Source organism: Microbacterium barkeri, from assembly GCF_027921765.1.
In the GTDB taxonomy this organism is placed as follows: domain Bacteria; phylum Actinomycetota; class Actinomycetes; order Actinomycetales; family Microbacteriaceae; genus Microbacterium; species Microbacterium barkeri.
On sequence record NZ_BSEJ01000008.1, the window covers coordinates 89,646 to 111,611 of the forward strand.

The 21,966-nt window shown below is 70.1% G+C and carries 22 protein-coding genes; 17 read left to right on the top strand and 5 right to left on the bottom strand.

All coding sequences use genetic code 11. From position 1 onward, the window contains the following. Positions 1-35 precede the first annotated feature (35 nt). From purM to PKE79_RS09600, 4 genes are all read left to right on the top strand, one after another. Positions 36-1,175: a phosphoribosylformylglycinamidine cyclo-ligase gene (purM, locus tag PKE79_RS09585; RefSeq protein ID WP_271173473.1), complete on the top strand. Its 1,140-nt coding sequence runs from the start codon at positions 36-38 to the stop codon at positions 1,173-1,175. A 6-nt stretch (positions 1,176-1,181) separates the two neighbouring features. Further along, positions 1,182-2,654: an amidophosphoribosyltransferase gene (gene purF / locus PKE79_RS09590; protein ID WP_271173474.1), complete on the top strand. Its 1,473-nt coding sequence runs from the start codon at positions 1,182-1,184 to the stop codon at positions 2,652-2,654. Positions 2,655-2,695: 41 nt separating this feature from the next. Continuing rightward, positions 2,696-3,058 (top strand): TIGR02611 family protein, encoded by a 363-nt coding sequence (locus PKE79_RS09595; RefSeq protein ID WP_271173475.1) that lies wholly within the window; start codon positions 2,696-2,698, stop codon positions 3,056-3,058. Between the two features lie 79 nt (positions 3,059-3,137). Further along, positions 3,138-4,052, top strand: coding sequence for a CPBP family intramembrane glutamic endopeptidase (locus PKE79_RS09600; protein ID WP_271173476.1), 915 nt, complete (start codon positions 3,138-3,140; stop codon positions 4,050-4,052). Between the two features lie 3 nt (positions 4,053-4,055). On the opposite strand, the gene PKE79_RS09605 is transcribed toward PKE79_RS09600, so the two are convergent. After that, positions 4,056-4,454 carry a pyridoxine 5'-phosphate oxidase C-terminal domain-containing protein gene (locus tag PKE79_RS09605; RefSeq protein WP_438822810.1) on the bottom strand — a complete coding sequence of 133 codons (399 nt, stop codon included), beginning with the start codon at positions 4,452-4,454 and terminating at the stop codon, positions 4,056-4,058. Between PKE79_RS09605 and PKE79_RS09610 the strand changes: the two genes are divergently transcribed. Further along, positions 4,447-5,487, top strand: coding sequence for an aldo/keto reductase (locus PKE79_RS09610; protein WP_271173478.1), 1,041 nt, complete (start codon positions 4,447-4,449; stop codon positions 5,485-5,487). The two genes, PKE79_RS09605 and PKE79_RS09610, sit on opposite strands and share 8 nt — an antisense overlap. 7 nt (positions 5,488-5,494) lie before the next feature. Here PKE79_RS09610 and PKE79_RS09615 read toward each other — a convergent pair whose 3' ends face one another. Continuing rightward, entirely contained in the window at positions 5,495-6,490 is a 996-nt protein-coding gene (locus PKE79_RS09615) for a LacI family DNA-binding transcriptional regulator (RefSeq protein WP_271173479.1), read from the bottom strand. Between the two features lie 117 nt (positions 6,491-6,607). On the opposite strand from PKE79_RS09615, the gene PKE79_RS09620 reads away from it, so the two are divergent. The 9 genes from PKE79_RS09620 to PKE79_RS09660 all read left to right on the top strand — a co-directional run bounded on the left by PKE79_RS09620 (position 6,608) and on the right by PKE79_RS09660 (position 17,852). Continuing rightward, positions 6,608-7,738, top strand: a complete 1,131-nt coding sequence (locus PKE79_RS09620; RefSeq protein ID WP_271173480.1) for a Gfo/Idh/MocA family protein — start codon at positions 6,608-6,610, stop codon at positions 7,736-7,738. Then, complete coding sequence (locus tag PKE79_RS09625; protein WP_271173481.1) at positions 7,735-8,463, top strand: cupin domain-containing protein; 729 nt, start codon at positions 7,735-7,737, stop codon at positions 8,461-8,463. The genes PKE79_RS09620 and PKE79_RS09625 overlap by 4 nt, the downstream gene beginning before the upstream one ends. Continuing rightward, entirely contained in the window at positions 8,460-9,548 is a 1,089-nt protein-coding gene (locus tag PKE79_RS09630) for a Gfo/Idh/MocA family protein (protein WP_271173482.1), read from the top strand. Before PKE79_RS09625 ends, PKE79_RS09630 begins: the two co-directional genes overlap by 4 nt. Before the next feature lie 44 nt (positions 9,549-9,592). After that, positions 9,593-10,621 carry an ABC transporter permease gene (locus PKE79_RS09635; protein WP_271173483.1) on the top strand — a complete coding sequence of 343 codons (1,029 nt, stop codon included), beginning with the start codon at positions 9,593-9,595 and terminating at the stop codon, positions 10,619-10,621. After that, entirely contained in the window at positions 10,615-11,544 is a 930-nt protein-coding gene (locus tag PKE79_RS09640) for a carbohydrate ABC transporter permease (RefSeq protein WP_374727762.1), read from the top strand. Before PKE79_RS09635 ends, PKE79_RS09640 begins: the two co-directional genes overlap by 7 nt. Positions 11,545-11,588: 44 nt before the next feature. Beyond that, the gene (locus PKE79_RS09645; protein ID WP_271173485.1) at positions 11,589-13,256 is read left to right on the top strand and encodes an ABC transporter substrate-binding protein; all 1,668 of its coding nucleotides are present in this window, start codon (positions 11,589-11,591) and stop codon (positions 13,254-13,256) included. Between the two features lie 62 nt (positions 13,257-13,318). After that, a complete protein-coding gene (locus PKE79_RS09650; protein WP_271173486.1) occupies positions 13,319-14,023 on the top strand; it encodes a hypothetical protein in 705 nt (234 codons plus the stop codon). Further along, positions 14,016-16,115: a beta-galactosidase gene (locus PKE79_RS09655; RefSeq protein WP_271173487.1), complete on the top strand. Its 2,100-nt coding sequence runs from the start codon at positions 14,016-14,018 to the stop codon at positions 16,113-16,115. The genes PKE79_RS09650 and PKE79_RS09655 overlap by 8 nt, the downstream gene beginning before the upstream one ends. Positions 16,116-16,157: 42 nt before the next feature. Then, positions 16,158-17,852: a CBM35 domain-containing protein gene (locus PKE79_RS09660; RefSeq protein WP_271173488.1), complete on the top strand. Its 1,695-nt coding sequence runs from the start codon at positions 16,158-16,160 to the stop codon at positions 17,850-17,852. Positions 17,853-17,910: 58 nt separating this feature from the next. On the opposite strand, the gene PKE79_RS09665 is transcribed toward PKE79_RS09660, so the two are convergent. After that, positions 17,911-18,486, bottom strand: coding sequence for an HdeD family acid-resistance protein (locus PKE79_RS09665; RefSeq protein WP_271173489.1), 576 nt, complete (start codon positions 18,484-18,486; stop codon positions 17,911-17,913). Positions 18,487-18,609: 123 nt separating this feature from the next. Then, positions 18,610-19,368, bottom strand: a complete 759-nt coding sequence (locus PKE79_RS09670) for a MerR family transcriptional regulator (protein WP_271173490.1) — start codon at positions 19,366-19,368, stop codon at positions 18,610-18,612. 177 nt (positions 19,369-19,545) lie between these two features. Between PKE79_RS09670 and PKE79_RS09675 the strand changes: the two genes are divergently transcribed. Beyond that, positions 19,546-20,439: a DUF4097 family beta strand repeat-containing protein gene (locus PKE79_RS09675; RefSeq protein ID WP_271173491.1), complete on the top strand. Its 894-nt coding sequence runs from the start codon at positions 19,546-19,548 to the stop codon at positions 20,437-20,439. Then, on the top strand, positions 20,439-21,047 hold the full coding sequence (locus tag PKE79_RS09680; protein ID WP_271173492.1) for a PadR family transcriptional regulator: 609 nt from the start codon (positions 20,439-20,441) through the stop codon (positions 21,045-21,047). Before PKE79_RS09675 ends, PKE79_RS09680 begins: the two co-directional genes overlap by 1 nt. Before the next feature lie 3 nt (positions 21,048-21,050). On the opposite strand, the gene PKE79_RS09685 is transcribed toward PKE79_RS09680, so the two are convergent. Then, positions 21,051-21,602, bottom strand: a complete 552-nt coding sequence (locus PKE79_RS09685) for a universal stress protein (RefSeq protein WP_271173493.1) — start codon at positions 21,600-21,602, stop codon at positions 21,051-21,053. Between the two features lie 154 nt (positions 21,603-21,756). On the opposite strand from PKE79_RS09685, the gene PKE79_RS09690 reads away from it, so the two are divergent. Beyond that, positions 21,757-21,945, top strand: a complete 189-nt coding sequence (locus PKE79_RS09690; RefSeq protein ID WP_271173535.1) for a DUF3073 family protein — start codon at positions 21,757-21,759, stop codon at positions 21,943-21,945. The last annotated feature ends 21 nt before the right edge of the window (positions 21,946-21,966 follow it).

The following is a 21,966-nucleotide window of genomic DNA, read 5'->3' on the forward strand; positions in this document are numbered from 1 at the left end:
ATCCGGGCACAGCGAGCGGCCGCTATTCTTGTCCGGTGGTCTTCGATCCCACCGCAGCTGCGGCTGAAACCCCCTCATCCACCTACGCCCAGGCCGGCGTCGACACGGCTGCCGGCGACCTCGCCGTCGAGCTCATGAAGTCGTCGGTGCGCGCCACGCACGGCCCCGAGGTCCTCGGCGGTGTCGGCGGGTTCGCCGGGCTCTTCGATGCGAGCGCGCTGCGCGACTTCCGCCGCCCGCTGCTCGCGACGAGCACCGACGGCGTCGGCACCAAGGTCGCGATCGCGCAGGCCATCGACAAGCACGACACGATCGGCCAGGACCTCGTCGGCATGGTCGTCGACGACATCGTCGTGGTCGGCGCCCGTCCGCTCTTCATGACCGACTACATCGCGTGCGGCAAGGTCGTGCCGCAGCGCATCGCCGACATCGTGCGCGGCATCGCCGAGGCGTGCGCGGCGACGGGGACGGCCCTCGTCGGCGGCGAGACCGCCGAGCACCCTGGCCTCCTCGGCGTCGACGACTACGACGTCGCGGGTGCCGCGACGGGCGTGGTCGAGGCTGACCGCGTGCTCGGCGCCGAGCGCGTGCGCCACGGCGACGCCGTGCTCGCGCTCTCCTCGAGCGGCCTGCACTCCAACGGCTACTCGCTCGTGCGTCACATCCTCTCCGGCGCGGGCATCGGCTACGCCGACCGCTCCGACGACCTCGGCGCGACCTGGGGCGAGGCGCTGCTCGAGCCCACGCGGCTCTACACCTCGCCGCTGCTGCGCCTCATCGAGTCCCTCGGCGACGACGTGCACGCGCTCAGCCACGTCACCGGCGGCGGCATCGCAGCCAACCTGGCCCGGGTGCTCCCGGTCGGCACGTGGGCCGAGGTCGACCGCTCGACGTGGTCGCCCTCGCCCGTCTTCCGCGTGCTGAGCGACATCGCCGGCACCTCGCTCGAGTCGAGCGAGGGAACGTGGAACCTCGGCATCGGCTTCCTCGCGGTCCTGGCCCCCGAGCGGGTGGACGCGGCCGTCTCGGCGCTCGCCGCCGACGGGATCGGCGCGTGGCAGGTCGGAACGGTCAAGACCGGAGAGCGCCCCGAGGGCGCCTTCGAACAGGGCGCCAAGGGCGTCGACGGCGGTGCCGTCCGCCTGGTCGGCGCATACGCGGACGGAGCGAAGTAACCCCACATGTGCGGCATCGTCGGAGCGGTCGGGCGCGGCCCGGTCAACCAGGACATCTACGACGCCCTTCTCCTGCTGCAGCACCGCGGCCAGGACGCCACGGGCATCGCCACGGCCGAGCCGAGCGGCGTCATGCACATGAGCAAGTCGCGCGGGATGGTCCGCGAGGGCTTCCGCACGCGCGACATGCGCTCGCTCCTCGGGAACGTCGGCCTCGGCCACGTCCGCTACGCGACCAAGGGCACCGCCTCGAGTGAGGAGGAGGCCCAGCCGTTCTACGTGAACGCGCCGTACGGCATCATCCTCATCCACAACGGCAACCTCACGAACACCCGCGAGCTCACGCTCGACATGGCGCAGCGCGACCGCCGCCACCTCAACTCGTCGAGCGACACCGAGCTCCTGCTCAACGTGCTCGCGAACGAGCTGCAGGCGACGACGTCGCCCGTCGACCTCGACCCCGAGCGCATCTTCGAGGCCGTGGCGCGCACGCACAAGCGCATCGAGGGCGCGTACGCCGTCATCTCCGTCATCGCCGGGTACGGGCTCCTCGCGTTCCGCGACCCGTTCGGCATCCGGCCGCTCATCCTCGGGCGTCGCACGGCGGAGGACGGCGGCGACGAGTGGGTCGTCGCGAGCGAGTCGCTCGTCCTCGAGAACGCCGACTACGAGGTCGTCCGCGACGTCGAGCCCGGCGAGGCGATCTTCATCACGAACGACGGGCAGCTGTTCTCGAAGCAGTGCGCCGAGTCGCCGCAGTTGTCGCCGTGCTCGTTCGAGTACGTCTACCTCGCGCGCCCCGACTCGATCATGAACGGCATCTCGGTGTACGAGGCGCGCCTGCGGATGGGCGCGAAGCTCGCCGCGACGATCGAGAAGCACGTGCCCGAGGGGGCGATCGACGTCGTCATGCCGATCCCGGACTCGTCGCGTCCGGCGGCGATGCAGGTCGCGCGCGTGCTCGGCATCGAGTACCGCGAGGGCTTCTACAAGAACCACTACGTCGGCCGGACGTTCATCATGCCGGGCCAGGCCGTGCGCAAGAAGAGCGTGCGCCAGAAGCTCAACGCGATGTCGAGCGAGTTCAAGGGCAAGAACGTGCTGCTCATCGACGACTCGATCGTCCGCGGCACGACGAGCAAGCAGATCATCCAGATGGCTCGCGATGCGGGCGCCCGGTCGGTCACCTTCGCCTCGGCAGCGCCGCCCGTCCGCTACCCGCACGTGTACGGCATCAACATGCCGTCGAGCAAGGAGCTCATCGCGCACGGCCGGTCGATCCCCGAGATCGCCGCGGAGCTGGGCTGCGACCACCTCGTGTACCAGGAGGTCGAGGACCTCAAGGCCGCGATCCTCGAGGGAAGCACCGCGGGGCAGGGTCTCGACGACCTCGACATGAGCTGCTTCGACGGGCGCTACGTCACGGGCACCGTGTCCGAGGAGTACCTCGAATGGGTGGAGCAGACGCAGGGTTCCTGAGCACCCAGCACCCTTCGAGATATATCGTGTGGAATCCCGTCATGGAACGGGATGCGATTCAGGCGACCTCGACGGCGGGCGCCCACCTCGACGGGCCGGCTCCGCGGCCATCCGCCCTGGTGCGCGCCGGGCGCGCGACGCGCCGCGCGATCGGGCGCAGCCGCACCATCGAGCGCGCCTACCGGATCGCGGTCGGCACGGTGGGCGGCGTCCTCGCCGTCGGCGGCCTGCTGCTCGTACCGCTGCCCGGGCCCGGGTGGCTCATCGTCTTCGCGGGCCTCGCGGTGCTCGGCACCGAGTTCGGCTGGGCGAAGCGCGCGGCCGGATGGCTGAGGCGGCAGCTCGAGCGGTTCTGGGCATGGTGGAAGGCGCGCCGGGAGCGGAAGGCCGCCGCCGCGCGCTGACCTCCGCCGTGCGGGGGATCCCCGGAACTCCGCCCCGAGGGGGAGGCGCGCCGGGCGCGCGGCCGGGCACGCTGGGGGCATGACGAGCGCAGAGAGCATGCCGGAGACAACCCGCGTCCCGTGGGGCGCGATCGCGACCTTCCTCGTGACCGCCTTCGCCCTCGCCTGGGTGGTGACGCTGCCCCTGTGGCTCGGCGGAGAGGGGCTCCGCTCGCCGCTCGCGCTGCCGCTCATGGCCGCCATGATGTGGACGCCCACGGTCGCGGCGCTCGTCGCGACGTTCTTCGTGCGGCGACCGCGGCGGCGCGCGCACTACCTCGGGCTCGTGCCCTTCCGGCCGGTGGGTCGCAAGATCGCGCTGTTCCTCCTGTTCCCCGTCGCCTGGACCGCGATCGGCGTGGCGTCGCTGCTGCTCGCGACCGCACTCGGATGGGCGCACCCCGACTGGAGCCTGTCGCAGATCGCGCCGTTCCTCCCGGAGGGCATGACGACCGACGTCTACATGGCCGTCACGCTCGCCGCCATCCCCGTCAACACGGTCGTCGCGACCGTGTCGGCGTTCGGGGAGGAGCTCGGATGGCGCGGGTTCCTCACGACCGCGCTCGCGCCGCTCGGATTCTGGCCCTCGGCCATCCTCATCGGCATCGTGTGGGGGCTGTGGCACGCGCCGGTCATCCTGCTCGGCTACAACTTCGCGCGCCCGGATGCCGCCGGCCTCGCGCTCATGGTCGTGTTCACGCTGTTCGTCGGCGTCATCCTGCAGTGGTCGCGGTACTGGACCGGCAACGTGTGGCCCGCCGCGGTCGGCCACGGAGCGCTCAACACGGCTGCATCGGTCGTCGTGCTGTGGAACGGGCCGGGCGACGACGCGGCGATCGCGACCGTGCTCGGCGCGCCCGGCTGGATCGTGATGGGCGTCGTCATCGCGCTGCTCGTCGTCACGGGCCTGCTCGGCCGGCGCACGCGCACCGCGCTCGAGGCCGTCCCGGCCTGACGCTCACGCGCGTTCGCGCCGCCATCCGCCGGTGTCGCGCAGGTACACGACGCGCACGTGGTCGCGATCGTGCGCGGCCTGGAAGAACTCGACGCGATCCGGGCGGATGGCCCACGCCTGCCAGTCGGGATCGACTGCAGCCCCCGCGGTCGGGCGCGCGAGCCAGTCAGCCGCCGATTCGTCTGCGGAGAGCGCGACGGCCTCACCCGACACCTCGACCTGACGGCCGAGCGCCCGCCAGAACACGTGCGCTCCGACGACCGGGCGCTGCGCGAGATGGCGGCCCTTCCGCGCGCTGCGTCGGCCCGCGAAGTGCACGCCGCGCCCGCGGTAGCATCGCCCTGCCGGCGTCCTCGTCTGACGCGCCATCCCATCCGCCTCGCAGAGGAGCGCCATGCCCATCGCCGCCGACGACCCCCGCCTGCACGCGCCGCACGTCGCCTCGGCGTCGCGCTACGACGACGTGCCGTTCCTCCGCGCCGGCGCGAGCGGGGTGAAGCTGCCGCGCATCTCGCTCGGCCTCTGGCAGAACTTCGGGCGTGACCGCTCGATCGAGAGCCAGCGCGAGATCCTCCTGCACGCCTTCGATCGGGGCGTCGTGCACATCGACCTCGCGAACAACTACGGGCCGCCCTACGGCGCCGCCGAGTCGACCTTCGGCACGGTGCTCGACTCCGACCTGCGGCGCTACCGCGACGAGCTCTTCGTCACGAGCAAGGCCGGCTATGACATGTGGCCGGGGCCCTACGGCGACGGCGGCTCGCGCAAGTACCTCATGCGCTCGCTCGAGCAGAGCCTGACGCGCATGCGCACCGACTACGTCGACGTCTTCTACTCGCATCGCGTCGACCCCGAGACGCCCATCGAGGAGACGATGCAGGCGCTCGTCGACATCGTGCGCAGCGGCAAGGCGCTCTACGTGGGCATCTCGAACTACCCCGCGCCCCTCGCGCGGCGCGCCCACGAGCTGCTCGCCGGAGAGGGCGTGCGCCTGCTCCTGCACCAGCCGCGGTACTCGCTCTTCGACCGCACGCCGGAAGCCGAGCTCTTCCCGCTCCTGCGCGAGCTGCAGGTCGGCAGCGCCGTGTTCTCGCCGCTCACGCAGGGTCTGCTGACCGGCAAGTACATCGACGGCGTCGTCCCCGCCGACTCTCGCGCGGCGGGGAGCTTCTTCCTGAACGAGTCGGCGATCACCGACGACTACCTGCGGCGTATCCGGGGGATCGACGCGATCGCGCGGGAAGCCGGTGTGTCGATCCCGCAGCTCGCGATCGCCTGGGTGCTGCGCGATCCCGTCGTGACGACGGCGATCATCGGAGCCTCGCGTCCCGCTCAGATCGACGATGCGATCGGGGCGAGCCGCCTCGAGCTCTCGACCGAGGCGATCGAGGCCCTCGAGGAGTTCGCGGCGCCGAGGGGCGCCGCCACCGCCTGAGGCGCGCTCAGCGCGCGCCGGGCGGCGCGACCGACTCCCGCCAGACGACGCGCTGCAGCACGGCCTCCTGCTCGGGCGGCGTCTCACCGCGGATCGCCGCGATCAGGCGGCGCATGGAGTCGGTGCCGAGCCGCTGACGGTCCTGGAACACCGTCGTGAGCGACGGGATGAAGTGCGCGCTCATCGTGAGGTCGTCCCAGCCGGTGACGCTCACATCGCCCGGCACCGACCATCCGCGCGACACGGCCGCCCGGATCGCGCCGGCTGCGAGGACGTCGTTCGCGGCGAGGATCGCCAGCGGCGGGGCGTCGTCGGGCAGCTCGCTCACGCATCGGTTCGCGGTCATCCCGCTCCAGTCGCCGCCGACGACGCCGAGCGACTCCACGCCGAGCCGGTCGATCGTCGCGAGATAGGCGTCGCGTCGGGCGACGGCGGCGGGGAAGTCGGAGGGGCCGGCGACGTGGAGGAAGCGCCGATGCCCGAGCTCGACCAGCCGCTCCATCATCTCGACGACCGGGCGGGCGTCGCTGAAGGCCCCCGTCGCGTGCATCTCCTCGTCGAACTCGGAGAGCGAGAGGAAGACCGGCGCTGCGGCATCGGACGCGACGCGCGGGGTCCGCATGGGGTTGAAGGAGAGGACGCCCTCGTACTCGGTCGAGTCGATGAGCGACGCGAGCTCGCCCTCTCGCTCCTCGGGTGAGCGGGAGAGGCTGAGGACCTCCACGACGTAGCCGGCATCGCGGGCCGTCGAGACGGCGCCCTCGAGGACGGGGAAGAGGTTCAGGCCTGTCACCGGGATGACGACCGCGATGCGGCCGGTGCGCTGAGTGCGCATCGATCGCGCCGCCAGATTGGGGCGGTAGTTCAGGTCGGCAGCCGCCTTCAGGACCCGCTCGCGGGTCGCCTCCGAGATGCCGCTGCGCCCCGTGAACACGAACGACACCGTCGACTGCGACACCCCCGCTCGTCGCGCGACGTCGTGGCTGGTCGGGCGCTTCGCCATCCCTCGATCCCCCATCTTCGACATCCTGCCCCGAAAAACCTCTTGACCGAGCGGACGCGATGTGTCCATACTACCTACTACGTCTTAGTAATACGTAGTAGAACTTGCGAGGAAGCAATGCTCAGAATCGGGATCATCGGCACGGGCAGCATCGCGAGTGCCCACATCAGCGGGTATCTCGCGTTCCCGGAGGAGTGCGAGATCGTCGCGCTCGCCGACGTGATGCCCGGGAAGGCCGCGCAGAAGGCGGCGGAGTTCGGGCTGACCGACGCCGTGGGGTACGACGATCCTCTTCGCATGATCGCCGAGGCGGGGCTCGACCTCGTGAGCATCGCGACGCCGCCGTCGACGCACGCCGCGCTGTCGATCGCGGCCCTCGACGGGGGCGTGAACGTGCTCGTGGAGAAGCCGATGGCGCCGTCGCTCGAGGAGTGCGACGCGATGCTCGCGGCGCAGGAGCGCTCGGGCAGGGTGCTGTCGGTCGTGGCTCAGAACCGGTTCCGCGACGACCTCGCGACCCTGAAGGAGGTCGTGGAGTCGGGCCTGCTCGGCACGATCTCGCATGTGCGTGTGGATTCGGCGTGGTGGCGCGGTCTTCCGTACTACGACCTCTGGTGGCGGGGCACGTGGGAGAAGGAGGGCGGCGGCTGCACCCTCAACCACGCGATCCACCACATCGATCTGCTGCTGTGGCTCCTCGGTCGTCCGACCGAGATCACCGCGATGCTCGCAAACGCGCAGCACGACAACAGCGAGGTCGAGGATCTCTCGGTCGCCGTGTTCCGCTACGAACGGGGCCTGGCGCAGCTGACGAGCTCGGTCGTGCACCACGGCGAGGAGCAGGAGATCGTCATCCAGGGCGAGAAGGCGCGGGTCTCGCAGCCGTGGAAGGTCATCGCGGAGCGCGCGGATGGCGGCGGCTTCCCCGCGAAGGGCGGCGACGCCGATCTGGTCGCCGAGATCGAGGCGGTCGCGGCGGCGAAGGAGCCCCTGGGGCACTACGGGCACGAGGGGCAGATCGGGGATCTGCTCGGCGCGATCCGCGACGGGCGCGCGCCGATCGCGGATGGGCGGGATGGTCGCAACGCGATCGAGGTCGTCACGGCGATCTACAAGGCGGGCATCGAGCGCGCGTTCGTCGAGCTGCCCCTCAAGGCCGACGACCCCTATTACCGTGCCGGTCAGCTCGTCGAGCACGCTCCGCACTTCTACGAGAAGCAGGCGTCCCTCGTCGAGGCGGCATCATGAGCGCCTCATCGTTCCCGGGCGGCACCTCGCTGTCGCACCTCGACATCTACGACGGCGCGGCGCCCGACGGCATCTGCGGCGGCAGCCCGCACATGCATCTCGTGTCGACCGAGGCGTACCTCGTGGTCGAGGGGCGCGGCGCGCTGCAGACGATCGACGGCGACGGTTTCCGCGAGACGGACCTCGAGCCCGGGTCCGTCGTGTGGTTCACCCCCGGCACCATCCACCGCGCGGTGAACCGCGGAGGGCTGAAGGTGCTCGTGCTGATGAGCAACGCGGGTCTTCCCGAGGCGGGCGACGCCGTGATGACGTTTCCCGCCGAGATCGTCGGGAACGCCGACGCGTACGCCGAGGCGGCTTCGCTGGGCGAGGCGGAGGGTCGCGCCGAGCGCGCCGCCCGTCGCCGCGATCTCGCGGTGACCGGGTTCGAGGCGCTGCGCGATGCGGTCGTCGCGGGCGACCGCGGGCCCCTTGAAGACTTCCATGCGGCGGCCGGTGCACTCGTCCTGCATCGCGCCGCCGCATGGGGGCAGCTCGTGCGCGAGCGGCCGCTGGCCCAGGCGGAGCGCTCCCTCGCGCTCACCGAGGCGGTCGCGCGGGGCGATGTCGCCCACCTGCGCGAGGCCCGCGTGCACGAGGCGCCCTCGCCCGCGGGCGAGCGCGCCTTCGGAATGTGCGGACGGATCCGCGCCTACGACGTGACAGACCAGGAGAACCCCCGATGAGCCATCCGTACACCTTCGACCCGCTCCCGCAGCCCGCCGTCGCGCCGGGGGAGTTCGCCTTCGCGGCCGTCGGCCTCGACCACGGTCACATCTTCGGGATGACCGACGGGCTCATCGGCGCCGGCGCGACGGTGACCTGGGTATTCGACGAGAACCCCGAGCGCGCCGCCGCGTTCGCCGAGAAGTACCCGACGGCCCGCATCGCCTCCAGTGAGCAGCAGGTTCTCGACGACCCCGACGTGCGGCTCGTCGCGACCGCGGCGATCGCCTCCGAGCGCGCTCCCATCGGGTTGCGCGCGATCGAGGCGGGCAAGCACGCGTTCGTCGACAAGGCGCCGCTGACGACCTTCGCGCAGCTCGAGGCGGTGCGCGAGGCCACCGCGCGGACGGGCCTCAAGTACGCCGTCTACTACGGCGAGCGCGTGCACTCGGAGGCCGCGATCCTCGCCGATCAGCTCATCCAGCGCGGGGCGATCGGGCGGGTCCTGCAGGTGGTGTGCTTCGGCCCGCACCGCATCGGAGGGGGCCGGCCCGACTGGTTCTACGACCCGGCCCAGTACGGCGGCATCCTCTGCGACATCGGCAGTCACAACTTCGACCAGATCCTCCACTACACCGGCGCGGCGGACGGCCGCGTGTCGACCTCGACGATCGCGAACTACGCGCACCCCGAGACGCCGGGCCTCCAGGACTTCGGCGACGCGCACGTCATCCTCGACAACGGCGCCACGGGGTACGTCCGCGTGGACTGGTTCACACCGGATGGCCTGGGCGTGTTCGGCGACGGACGCACCCTCCTGCTCGGCACCGACGGGTACATCGAGCTGCGCAAGTACATCGACATCACGACCGACAACGGCGGCGGCCAGGTGCTCCTCGTCAACCAGGAGGGGCAGTACCGCTTCAACGCGAACGGCATGACCGGGTTCCCGTACTTCGGCCAGCTCATCCGCGACTGCATCGACGGCACCGAGACCGCCATGAGCCAGGCGCACGCGCTGAAGGCGGCCGAGCTCAGCCTGCAGGCGCAGGCCGACGCGACCGTCCTCACCTCGCCGTCCGAGGCCATCCTGCTCACTCCCTAGAGGCGACCCGTTCGCCTGAGAACCACGAGGATGTGGAGTTCCAAATGACGCAATCCGTTGACGCGCCCCTGCGGCTCGGGGATGCCCCGCCCGCAGGGGGCGCGACGCGCCTCATCACGACAGCGCGCGCGAAGCGGCGGCTGTTCCGGCGCGATCGCACGCCGCGCGCGAAGCAGACGTGGCGGCGCGCTCTCGCCCGCGACTGGCGCCTCTACACGTTCCTGATCGCACCGGTGATCTTCCTGCTCATCTTCCGGTACGTGCCGATGCTCGGCAACGTCATCGCGTTCCGACGATTCCGCCCCGGCGGCTCGATCTTCGGCGACGAGTGGGTCGGCTTCTACTACTTCGAGGCGTTCATCTCGAACCAGCAGTTCTGGACCGTGTTCTGGAACACGGTGATCCTCGGAGCCCTCACGCTGCTGATCACCTTCCCGCTGCCGATCGTCCTCGCGCTCATGCTCAACGAGCTGCGCTCGCGGCGGTTCAAGCGGATCGTCCAGACCATCTCGTACCTCCCGCACTTCATGTCGATCGTCATCGTCGCGGGTCTCGTGCTCCAGCTCACCGCGCTCAACGGCACGATCAACCAGGTCGTCGAGGCGATGGGCGGCGACCCCGTGCCGTTCATGCAGCGGCCCGAGTGGTTCCGCTCGATCTACGTCTCGTCGGAGGTGTGGCAGACCGTCGGATGGGGGACCATCCTCTACCTCGCGGCCCTCACGACGATCGACGATCAGCTGTACGAGGCCGCCCGCATCGACGGCGCGAACCGCTGGCAGCAGACCTGGCACATCACGCTGCCCGGCATCCAGCCGACCATGATGGTGCTCCTCATCCTCAACATCGGCTCGTTCATGGCGGTCGGATTCGAGAAGGTGCTGCTCCTGCAGAACCCCCTCATCTACTCGACGGCCGACGTGATCTCGACCTACCTCTACCGCGTCGGCATCCAGTCGGCCCAGTTCTCGTACGGAACCGCGATCGGCCTCTTCGAGGCGGTCATCGGCCTCGTGCTCGTGCTCGGCGCGAACGCCCTCTCTCGACGAATGGTGGGTACCTCGCTGTGGTGACCGAAGCCCTTCCCCAGAAGCCCGACATCGCGCACGTCCGCCGGGAGACCGGCATCATCCGCGAGTCGCTCGGGTACCGCGTGTTCCGCGTGGTCAACGCGATCGCCCTCGTGCTCGTGTGCGCCGTCACGCTCTACCCGTTCATCAACCTCGTCGCGAAGGCGTTCTCGTCCGAGGGGTACATCGCGGCCGGCGAGGTGAACCTCATCCCGCGCGGCTTCAACATCGACACGTTCCGCGTGGTCATGAGCGATGAGATGTTCTGGACGAACTACGGGAACACGTTCCTGTACACGATCGTCGGCACGATCATCGCGATGGCGATCACCACGACGTACGCGTACGCCCTCAGCAAGCCGTACCTCAAGGGGCGCACGTTCTTCGTGGGCATCGCGGTCTTCACGATGTTCTTCGGCGGCGGGCTCATCCCGAACTACATCCTGATCGCCAACTACCTCGGCTGGCGCAACAGCATCTGGGCGGTCGTCGTCCCAGGAGCGCTGAGCGTCTTCAACCTGCTCGTCATGAAGTCGTTCTTCGAGAACTTCCCCGAGGAGCTCGAGGAGGCCGCCGCGATCGACGGGCTCACGACATACGGCATCTTCTTCCGGATCGTGCTGCCGCTGTCGAAGGCCGTGCTCGCGACGATGACGCTGTTCTACGCCGTGAGCATCTGGAACTCGTGGTTCAGCGCCTTCCTCTTCATGGATGACAAGTCGCTCTTCCCCGTGACCATCTACCTGCGCAACCTCATCGCCGCGGCGACGGGCGCGCAGGAGGCCGTGGGCGACGAGGCCGCGCAGATCGCCTCGAACATCCAGGCCGTGACGATGCTGCTCACCGTCCTGCCCATCATCTGCTTCTACCCCTTCATCCAGCGCTACTTCGTCTCGGGCGTGATGCTCGGGTCGGTCAAGGGCTGATTCCCCCACGTCGAACGACGACGTTCACCTAGAGGAGAAACACAATGAGAATCACTCGCCACACCCTCGTCGGTGCTGCGGGCCTCGCCGCCGCCGCGGTCGCGCTGTCCGCCTGCTCCGCCACGCCGAGCGAGGAGGCCGTCGGAGACGACGGCGTCACGATCGACGAGGCGCACTCCGTGGGCGCCATGGAGGACTTCGAGGCCGGCGTCACCTTCAAGGCGACCGAGCCCGTGAACTTCTCCCTCATGTACCGGGATCACCCGAACTACCCGGTGAAGGACGACTGGTCGGTCTTCCAGCACCTCGAGGAGGACCACAACGTCACGTTCTCCCGCACCGACATCCCGATGGCCGACTACGACCAGAAGAAGTCCCTGCTCATCGGCAGCGGCGAGGCGACCGACATCATCTCGTCGACGTACGCCGGCTCGGAGACGCAGTTCGTCTCGGGCGGAGCGATCCTCCCTGTCTCGGACTACTTCGACTACATGCCGAACTTCCAGCAGAAGATCGAGGACTGGGGTCTGGAGGAGGACCTGCAGAACCGTCGTCAGGAGGACGGGAAGATCTATCACCTCCCTGGCCTCCGCGAGGTGCCGGACGTCCAGTACTCGGTCGTCATCCGCGAGGACCTCTGGGAGAAGGCGGGGATCACGGAGGACCCGGCGACCTGGGACGAGTACCTCGAGCAGCTCGAGCAGGTCAAGGAGGCCAACCCCGAACTCGACTACGCGATGTCGGACCGGTGGACAGACGCCACGCCCATCGGCTCGCTCCTGAACGTCATGGCTCCCAACTACGACACCGCAGCCGGATGGGGATACGCGAACACCTCGTACGACGAGGAGGCCGGGGAGTACGTGTTCACCGGCACGTCCGATGAGTACAGGGAGCTCGTGGCGGACGCCGCCGCGCTCGTCGAGGCGGGCGTCCTCGACCCCGAGATCACCCAGAGCGACGACCAGGCCGTGCAGAAGTTCATCTCGGGCACCTCCGCCGCGATCTCGGGCAACACCCAGGTGATCGCGGAGTACCGCCAGAAGTTCGCCGACTCGGGGCAGGGCGACGTCCCGATCCGCCTCATCTCCATCCCGGGCGGCCCCGCCGGCGACAACCTCCCGAGCGGTCGATTCACGTCGGGCATCCTCATCTCGAGCGAGGCCGCCGAGAAGCCGTACTTCAAGGCGCTCCTGCAGTTCGTCGACTGGCTGTACTACTCCGACGAGGGCCTCGAGTTCGCGCAGTGGGGCGTCGAGGGCGAGACGTTCACGCGCGAGGCGGATGGCACGCGCAAGCTCATGGACGACATCGCCTGGAGCTCCATCAACGCGGGCGCCCCCAAGCTGCTGAACGCCGACTACGGCTACAGCAACGGCGTCTTCCTGCTCGCCAACGGCTCATCCGAGGAGCTCGTGCTCTCGATGATGACCGACGAGATCGCCGAGTGGACCGCGCAGCAGCTCGAGAAGAAGGAGCAGCTGCCGACGGCTCCCGCGCCGCTGCTCAACGAGATCGAGCTCGAGCAGACCTCCCTCCTGCAGACGCAGCTCACGGACGCCGTCCACGCCGCGACCGCCTCGTTCATCACGGGGCAGCGCTCCGTCGAGGACGACTGGGACGCGTATGTGACCGAGCTCGAGGGACTGGGGTCGACGCAGCTCGTCGACACGATCAACGCGGCGCTCGAGCGCACGCAGAGCGAGGGCTGATCGGAGGCGGCCGGCCGTCCGCACCGGCCGGCCGCCTTCCCTCACGCAAGGGAGCTGAGGACATGGACACACAGAACCGCACGTCGTCGCGCGGCGACAGCGCCGACGAGATCGGCCGCGGGCCCCTCTCGCGGGGCGCGGCGGCCATCTACCGGATGATCGTGCTCGAGGCGCAGCTGCTGCTCGCCGCGCTGCCCTCGATCGTCGCGGTGATGCTGCTCGACCGCGACCCGTCGAATCTTCCCCTGTTCGTGATCGCGCTGCTCCCCGTCGCTCCCGCTCTCGTCGCCGGGGTCGCCGCGGTGAGGGTCCCTGGCACCGACCTCTCCCCGGGGCGGCACTTCTTCCGTGCGTATCGGCGCGATGCCGTCCAGACCCTTCGCTGGGCGACCCCTGCGACCGCGGCACTCGCGCTGCTCGTCTTCAACCTCATCCATCTCGACAGCGTCGACGGCGGCGGGGCGCTCCGGCCCGCGCTCGTCGTGCTCGGCACGCTCATCCTCGTGTGGGGCGGCCACATGGTCGTCCTCACCGCAGGCTTCCGCTTCCGCACGCGCGACGCCGCGCGCATCGCCGTCGTCCAGATCGCGTCGCAGTGGAGGTTCTCGCTGGGCGTCCTGTCCCTGCTGGTCGTGGCGGGGTTCCTCGTCCTCGCGGCGTCGGAGCTCCTCGTCCTGCTTCTCCTCTGGGCCTTCGCGGCCCTCCTCGCCCTCATGGCGCGCCCCGTGCTCGCCGACGTCACGAGAAGGTTCACACGCGATGCCTGAGCGGCGCCCCCGCCCCGTCCCGAAACGCTCTGTCCTCGGCCATCCCGTCGCCCCTCCGTCGCCTGCGCGCCTGCCGCGCCTCGACCGCATCGCGTACGGAGGCGACTACTCGCCCGAGCAGTGGGACGGCGATGTCTGGGACCGCGATCACCGGGCCTTCGACGCCGCGCACATCTCGACCCTCACGGTCGGGGTCTTCACGTGGTCTCTCACCGAGCCAGAGGAGGGGCGATTCGACTTCTCGACGCTCGACGCGATCATCCGGCGCGCGGCCGACGAGGGCCGCACCGTGTGCCTCGGGACCGGCACGGGCGCCATCCCGCCGTGGATGGCGCGTGCCTACCCCGACACGACGCGCGTCGACTTCGACGGCCGTCGGCACCGCTATGGACAGCGGCACAACGCGTGCTGGAGCTCCCCGGACTTCCGGCGGCTCGCCGCGCGGATGGCCGAGCGCCTCGCGGAGCGGTACGGAGACCATCCCGCCGTCGTCGCCTGGCACGTCGGCAACGAGTACGGCGGCCGCTGCTACTGCGACCTGTGCGCGGCCGAGTTCCGCCAGTGGCTGCGCCGCCGCTACGGCACGCTCGACGAGCTCAACGCGGCGTGGAACACGACGTTCTGGTCGCATCGGTTCACTGACTGGGACGAGATCGAGGCGCCGAGCGCGCTGACCGAGCACTGGGGCGGAGAGGGGAAGACCGCGTTCCAGGGCATCACGCTCGACTATCGGCGGTTCTCGACCGACAACGCGATCCGACAGTTCGCCGACGAGAAGGCGGCGATCCGGGCGCACTCCGACCGCCCCGTGACGACGAACTTCATGGGGTTCTATGAGCCGCTCGACTACCACCGCTGGGCGCCGCATCTCGACTTCGCCTCCTGGGACAACTACCCGCGTCGGATGGACGAGCCGTGGGGCACCGCGCTCGCGCACGATCTCATGCGCGGGCTCAAAGACGGGGCTCCGTTCTGGCTCATGGAGCAGACGCCGTCGGTCACGGCCTCGCGCGACGTGAACCCGCAGCGGAGACCCGGCATCATGCGGCTCTGGTCCTGGCAGGCTGTCGCGCATGGCGCCGACTCCGTGCTCTTCTTCCAGATGAGGGCCTCACACGGAGCCTGCGAGATGACGCACGGGGCGGTCCTCGACCACTCCGGGCGACTCGATACGCGCACGTTCCGCGAGGTCGCCGCACTGGGCGGCGAGCTCGCCTCGGTCGGCGACGCCCTGCTCGGCGCGCGGACCAGCGCGCGCTGCGCGATCGTCGTCGACTGGGAGTCCTGGTGGGCGGTCGAGATGGCGGACGGTCCCAATCGCCTGCTGAGGTACCTTCCGACGGTCACGGAGTGGGCGCGCCCCTTCTGGGAGGCCGGCGCGCAGCTCGACGTGGTGCCGCCGACCGCCGACCTCGGCGCCTACGACGTCGTCGCGGCGCCCCTGCTCCATCTCGTCGCGGGCGACACGGCTGAGCGGCTGCACGCCGTCGCCGAGCGAGGCGGAACGGTGATCATCGGCTGTCTGTCGGGGCGAGCCGACGAGGACGATCTGCGCTTCCTGGGCGACGTCCCCGGACCGCTTGCGCGGATGGCCGGAGTGCGGGTCGCCGAGACCGATGCCGCCGAGCCGGCCGTGGCGAATCCCGTGCGGTTCTCGGACGGGGCGACCGCGAGGGGCCGGATGGTGTTCGAGGTCCTCGTGCCGGAGGGCGCGGAGGTGATGGCGCGATACGGCGCCGACTACTACGCCGGAGAGCCCGCGGTGACGCGGAACGTCATCCGGGGCCCCGAAGGCGAGGGCCACGTCTGGTACGTGGGGAGCGTCCTCGACGAGGAGGGGATGACCCAGGTCGCACGGTCGGCGATCGAGCGCCACGGGCTCGCCGGCCCCTACGCCGGTGTCCCTGGTCTCGAGTTCGCGACGCGCGAGGCTCCGTCGGGCGCGGTCATCGACTTCCTGCTGCATCACGGTGCGGAGGCCGTGACGGTGCGCCTCCACGCCGACGGCACCGACCTGCTGACCGGTCGCGTGCTCCGCGAGGGGGAGGCCGTCGTGCTGAACCCGACGGACGTGATCGTCCTCCGCCGCTGACGCGGTGCTGTCCGCACCACTCGAGAGAAAGAGAGAATGCCCATGGCAACGACGCCATCCTCCGACGGCATCAGCCGACGCACTGTCCTGGCGGGCGGTGTCGCCGCCGTGCCCATCGTGCTCGGCCTCGCGGCCGGGCCCGCGCACGGCGCGGCCCCCGCCGTCCGGCCCCGTTCCCTCGTGGTCCAGCCGACGCAGCGCCGACAGGTGATCCGCGGCTTCGGCGGCATGACCCACGCGGGGTGGATCGGCGAGCTGACGCCGAGCCAGTGCGCGACCGCCTTCGGCAACGGCGTCGACGATCTCGGGTTCACGATCCTCCGGATCCCCGTCCCCGAGGACTCGGCCAATTGGGCGCGCGATCTCGCCTCGGCGCAGGCAGCGGTCGCGCAGGGCGCGCTCGTGTTCGCGTCGCCGTGGAACCCTCCGGCCGACCTCGTGGAGTTCTTCGAGCGCGCGGACGACGTGCCGCGCGGCAGCCAGTACGAGGCCGAGGCCGCGGCGCTCGTGAACGCGCACGTCGCGACGGACCTGTCCGGCTACCAGGGCGAGGGCTACGTGCAGTTCGACGGCGCGATGGGCGCGAGCGTCGAGTTCAGCGGCGTCATCATCGGGTCGTCGGGCACGAAGAATCTCGCCTTCCGCTACGCGGCGCCGACGGGCGACGTGCACGTCGACATCCACGTCGCCGGTGCGCTCGTGGCAGAGAACGTGCTCTTCCCCGCGACCGCAGCAGGACAGTGGTCGTGGAAGTCGATCCAGGCGGTCATGACGCCCGGGCAGTGGATGGTCAAGGTGGAGACACGGGGCGAGGGCGGCCCTGCGCTCGACTACCTCATGGCGGCCCCCTACACGCCGCCCGCGCAGGCGCGGCGCCTCCGGCACGACGCCTATGGCGCGTACGCGGACCACCTGAACGCGTTCGTGCACTACATGCGCGACAACGGGGTGGAGCTGTACGGCATCTCGGTCCAGAACGAGCCCGACTACGCGCACGAGTGGACGTGGTGGACGACGGAGGAGATGAACCGATTCCTGCGCGACTTCGCGGGGCGCATCGACTGCCGGGTGATCGCGCCCGAGTCGTTCCAGTACGTCAAGGAGGTGTCCGACCCGATCCTGCAGGACCCGGCCGCGCTCGCGAACGTCGACATCATCGGCGCGCACCTCTACGGCACCGCGTACGAGGACTTCCCGTACCCGCTGTTCGCGGAGAAGGGCGCGGGCAAGGAGCTGTGGATGACCGAGGTCTACCACCCGAACAGCTCCAGCTCCGCGGACCTCTGGCCCGAGGCGCTCAAGGTCGCCGAGCACGTCCATCACGCGATGACCGACGCCGAATTCCAGGCGTACGTCTGGTGGTACATCCGCCGCTTCTACGGCCCGATGCGCGAGGACGGCACGATCAGCAAGCGCGGTCGGATGCTGTCGCACTACGCGAAGTTCGTTCGCCCCGGGTTCACGCGCGTCGAGGCGCCGCGCGAGCCGCAGCCCGGCGTCCTCACCTCCGCGTACATCGGCCCGGACGGCCTTCTCGTGCTCGTCGCGGTCAACATGTCGGAGTCGACGGCGAACCCGTCACTCGCGGTGCAGGGGCGGCGCGTGCGCAGTGCGCGATCGTGGCTGACCGACGCCATGCGCGACCTCGAGGAGCAGCCGGTGATCACAGGGAAGGCGGGCGGCTTCGTCGCGACCCTTCCGCCGCAGAGCGTGACGACCTTCGTCATCCACTCCTGACACGACGAAGCGCCGGCCGCTCGAGAGCGCGGCCGGCGCTTCGTGTGTCGCGACGCGCTCAGCGCTCGAGCGTCGCGGCGCGGACGATCTGGATCACGCCGAAGACGAGCAGCGAGGCGCCGATGAAGAGCCAGAGCCACACGGCGGCGAGCATCGGCGAGACGAGCAGCACGATGCCCGCGAGGATGCTGACGATCGCGTACGCGATCGTCCAGCCCTTCGAGCGGACGACCGGGCTGAACGGGTCCTTGGGGCCGCCGAGCGCGAACAGGGTGACGACACCCTCGAAGATCCACGCGATGCCGAGGAACGTCGAGACGAAGACGCCGAGGAGGGCCGTCGTCGACGCGAGGTTCGAGAAGGCGACGATCGAGGCGACCACGAAGAGGACGCCGAGGAGCGCCAGGCCGACTCTCAGCCATCCGCTCAGCCCCTTCGAGACGACCGCGAGCGCGATGTCGATGATGCCCGCGACGAGGGTGTAGATCGCGATGAGAACCGTGACGGCGACGGCCGACTTGAACGGCCAGATGACGATCACGAGGCCCGCGATGAGCGAGATGACGCCCGTGACGATGGCGATCGTGCGCAGGGTGCGGGCGAGTCCGATGGGCTGGTGCTGGGTGTCCGTCACGGTTCCTCCTGGTGTGCGCCGATTCTCCGACTGCCTCGACGCTATCGCGCTGGCCGCGCGAAGTGCAGGAGCGCCCCGTGTCTCAGGGACACGGGGCGCTCTCTGCCATGCGCTGGCGCGCGATCACAGACGCGCGTCGGCGTAGACCGTCAGCGCGTCGCGCACGAACGTCGCGCCGGCCGTGCCGCCGTAGTTCGCGGCGAACCGGTCGTCGGCCACGTACATCTCGGCGAGACCGAGCACGTAGGCCTTGACGTCGCCGCCGGGCGCGGCCGCGGGGGTGCCGGGGATGCCGGTCAGCCACTCCACGTGGCGCTGCGCCAGAGCCTGTGCGTCGTCGGACGCGGGATCGACGCCGGCCTCGGCGGCCGCCGTCCAGTCGCGCGCGAGCTGCGACGAGCGCTCGCCCCAGGCGCTGCGCTCCGCGTCGCTCATCCCGCGCCACCAGGCGTCGCCCCGCGCGTACGCGTCGCGACCCCAGCGCTGCTCGACCTCGTCCTTGTACTGCGTGTGGTCGAAGCCGTCGAACATGTTCTCTGCCATGAGCTCCTTCCCCTCCTTCAGGGATCCGATGGTCGACGTCACCGCGCGGATCTGCCGCTCGAGTCGACCCTTCTCTTCCTCCAGCCACGCCAGATGCGTCTCGAGCGCGCGGGCCGGGCTCGTCTCGCGAGCCAGCACGTCGCCGATCTGCGGCAGGCCGAGCCCGAGCTCGCGCAGCAGCAGGATGCGCTGCAGGCGGACAAGGGCCGACTCGTCGTAGTAGCGGTAGCCGTTGTGGCCGACGCGCGACGGCGGCAGCAGCCCGATGTCGTCGTAGTGACGCAGCGTGCGGCTCGTCGTGCCCGTCAGGCGGGCGATCTGCTGGATCGACCATTCCATGGCGGCTCCTCTCCTCTGTCGTGGTGGTGAGAATCACGCTAGAGGTTGACGTCGCGTCAATGTCAACCGCCGATTTCCCGAAGACGCTTGCAGATCGAGATATATCGTGTTTGACTGCTTACAAGTCGAGATATATCTCGAGTCGGATGCCCGTGCCGGGGCAGACAGGAGCAGATCATGACAGACGAGAAGTGGGTCATCCATCCTGGGGAGACCCGCATCATCGACGTCGAGGGCGTCCGCCGCCTCAAGGTGGGTCTCATCGGCGGCCAGGTCGACATCATCGGGCACGACGAGCCGCATGCGCGGGTCGAGGTGCACGGCGTGACGGTCAAGGACCTCCGCATCGAGCTCACGGGAGACGAGCTCGAGATCGACCACCCGCAGCTGCGCTGGGACAACTTCCTCGAGGTCTTCCGCAACTTCGGCGCGGCCGGTCCGCGTGCGGAGATCAGCGTCGCCGTCCCACGCGCGGTCGCCCTCACGCTCGGCGTCGTGAGCGCGGGCGCGCTCGTGGCGGGGCTCGAGCAGCCCGCGCGTCTGAACACCGTGTCGGGCGACGTGCTCGTCGACGGCCTGCGCGGCGATCTCGGGGCGAATGCCGTCTCGGGCGACGTGCAGGTGCGCGACCTCGATGGCGCCTTCTCGGCCAACACCGTCTCCGGCGATGTCGCGGTCTCGGGCGCCGTGTCGCGGGTCGACGTCGACACGGTGTCGGGCACCACCTTCGTCGACGCGGTCGGACAGGTCGAGCGCGTGTCGGTCAACGGCGTGAGCGGCGCCGTGACGCTGCGCCTGGACAAGGGGTACGCCGCGAACTACGTGGCGCGCTCGGCGAGCGGCCGCGTGCGCATCGACGGCGTCGCGTATGCGTCGTCCGGGCCGGTGAGCTACACGGATTCGGTGGGCGAGCTGTCGAGCCGCTTCGTCGACGTGCGGATCAACACGGTCGCGGGCGACATCACGGTCGTGCGCCGCGAGGACGGCTCGGAGCCCGATGCGGCGGCCGAGACGGATGGCGAGGTGCAGTGGCCGGGGCAGGCGGCGGCCGGCGAGGGAGAGGCTCGCTGATGCCTCCGGTCTTCTCGCACGGCGACCTGCGCCTCTACCTCCTGAGCCTCCTCGACGAGACGCCGCGTCACGGCTACGACATCATGCAGGCGTTCGCGGAGCGCACGGGCGGCACCTACACGCCGAGCGCGGGCACGATCTACCCCCGCCTGGCGAAGCTCGAGGAGGAGGGACTCGTCACGAAGAGCGTCGACGGCCGCAAGACGATCTACGCGATCACGGATGCCGGGCGCGCCGAGGTGCGTGCGCGTGCGGCCGAACTCGACGGCATCCAGGAGGGGCTCGCCGACTCCGTCCGGATCATCGCCGACGGCGTGCGCTCGAGCGTGAGCGAGGCGATGAAGAGCCTGCGCGCCGATCTCGCGGCGGCCGCGAGCGCGACCGCGGAGACGCCGCGACCGCACCGTGGGGATGACCCGCGCGTCCGCGCGCGCGAGCAGCTGCAGCGCGCCGAGGTGCTCGTGGGCGAGTTCCGCGGCCGCATCCGGGCTGACCTGCGCACGCATGTGGCGCGCGGGGGCGAGCTCGCGTCATCCGTCGTCGACGACCTCGGCCGTGCTCTCGAGGACGCAGCTGCTGCGCTCGAGCGCGCGCTCGGCGGCCGCTGAGGCCTACTCCTCGAGCGGCCAGTCCTCGTCGTCCGCGAGCGGCTCGCCCACGGGCACCACGAGGATGTTGCGGTGCTGCCGGTGCGACAGGCGCGCGGCGACCGATCCGGTGAAGAACTCCCGGATCGAGTCGCCGATGCCGCGCTTGCGCGTGCCGACGACGATCAGGCGCGCGTCGATCTTCTCGGCGAAGTGCTTGAGGGCGAGCGCCGGGTCGCCGACGAGCTGGCGAACCGTCCAGCGGACGTCCTTGCCGGCGAGGTTCTCCTCGGCTGCTCGGCGGACGGCCTCGAGCTCCTCGGCGCCGGCGTCGATGTGGATGTCGACGGGCGCGGTCTGCACGAATCCGTCCGGATCCTCGTAGGTCACGAAGCGCGTCACGTCGACGTGGGCCACGACGAGCGGCGCGTGCAGAAGGGCCGCATAGCGGGCCGCCTCCTTCATCACGCGGGGTGCCTGGCCCGGGATCGCGCCTACGATGACGGCCCCGTGCAGGGACTCGTCGGCTGCCGCGTCGGGTGCCTCGTCGGCGGGGAAGACCTCGTTATCGCTCATGGCCCGTCCTCTCTGTGCCGCAGCCCGGCCGGTGCCCGAGGGCCGCGTGGTATCCTGGATCCTACTCTTTCCCGGCATCAGCCGGCTGTCGGAAGTTATGCATACGGGCCGGCGCATGAAGCCCGATGCTGCTCAACATAAGGGGGTCTCGCGCATGGGGCGTGGCCGTCAGAAGGCGAAGCACACAAAGCTCGCCCGCGAACTCAAGTCGTTCAGCCCGAGCGTCGATTATCGGGCCCTGGAACGCCAACTCGCGCATCCGGATGACGACCCGTACGTCGACCGCTGGGCTGACCAGTACGCCGACGAGGACGAGGACGAAGACGAGCTCGAGAAGGCCTAGCCCTTCTCAGATCATCACGGA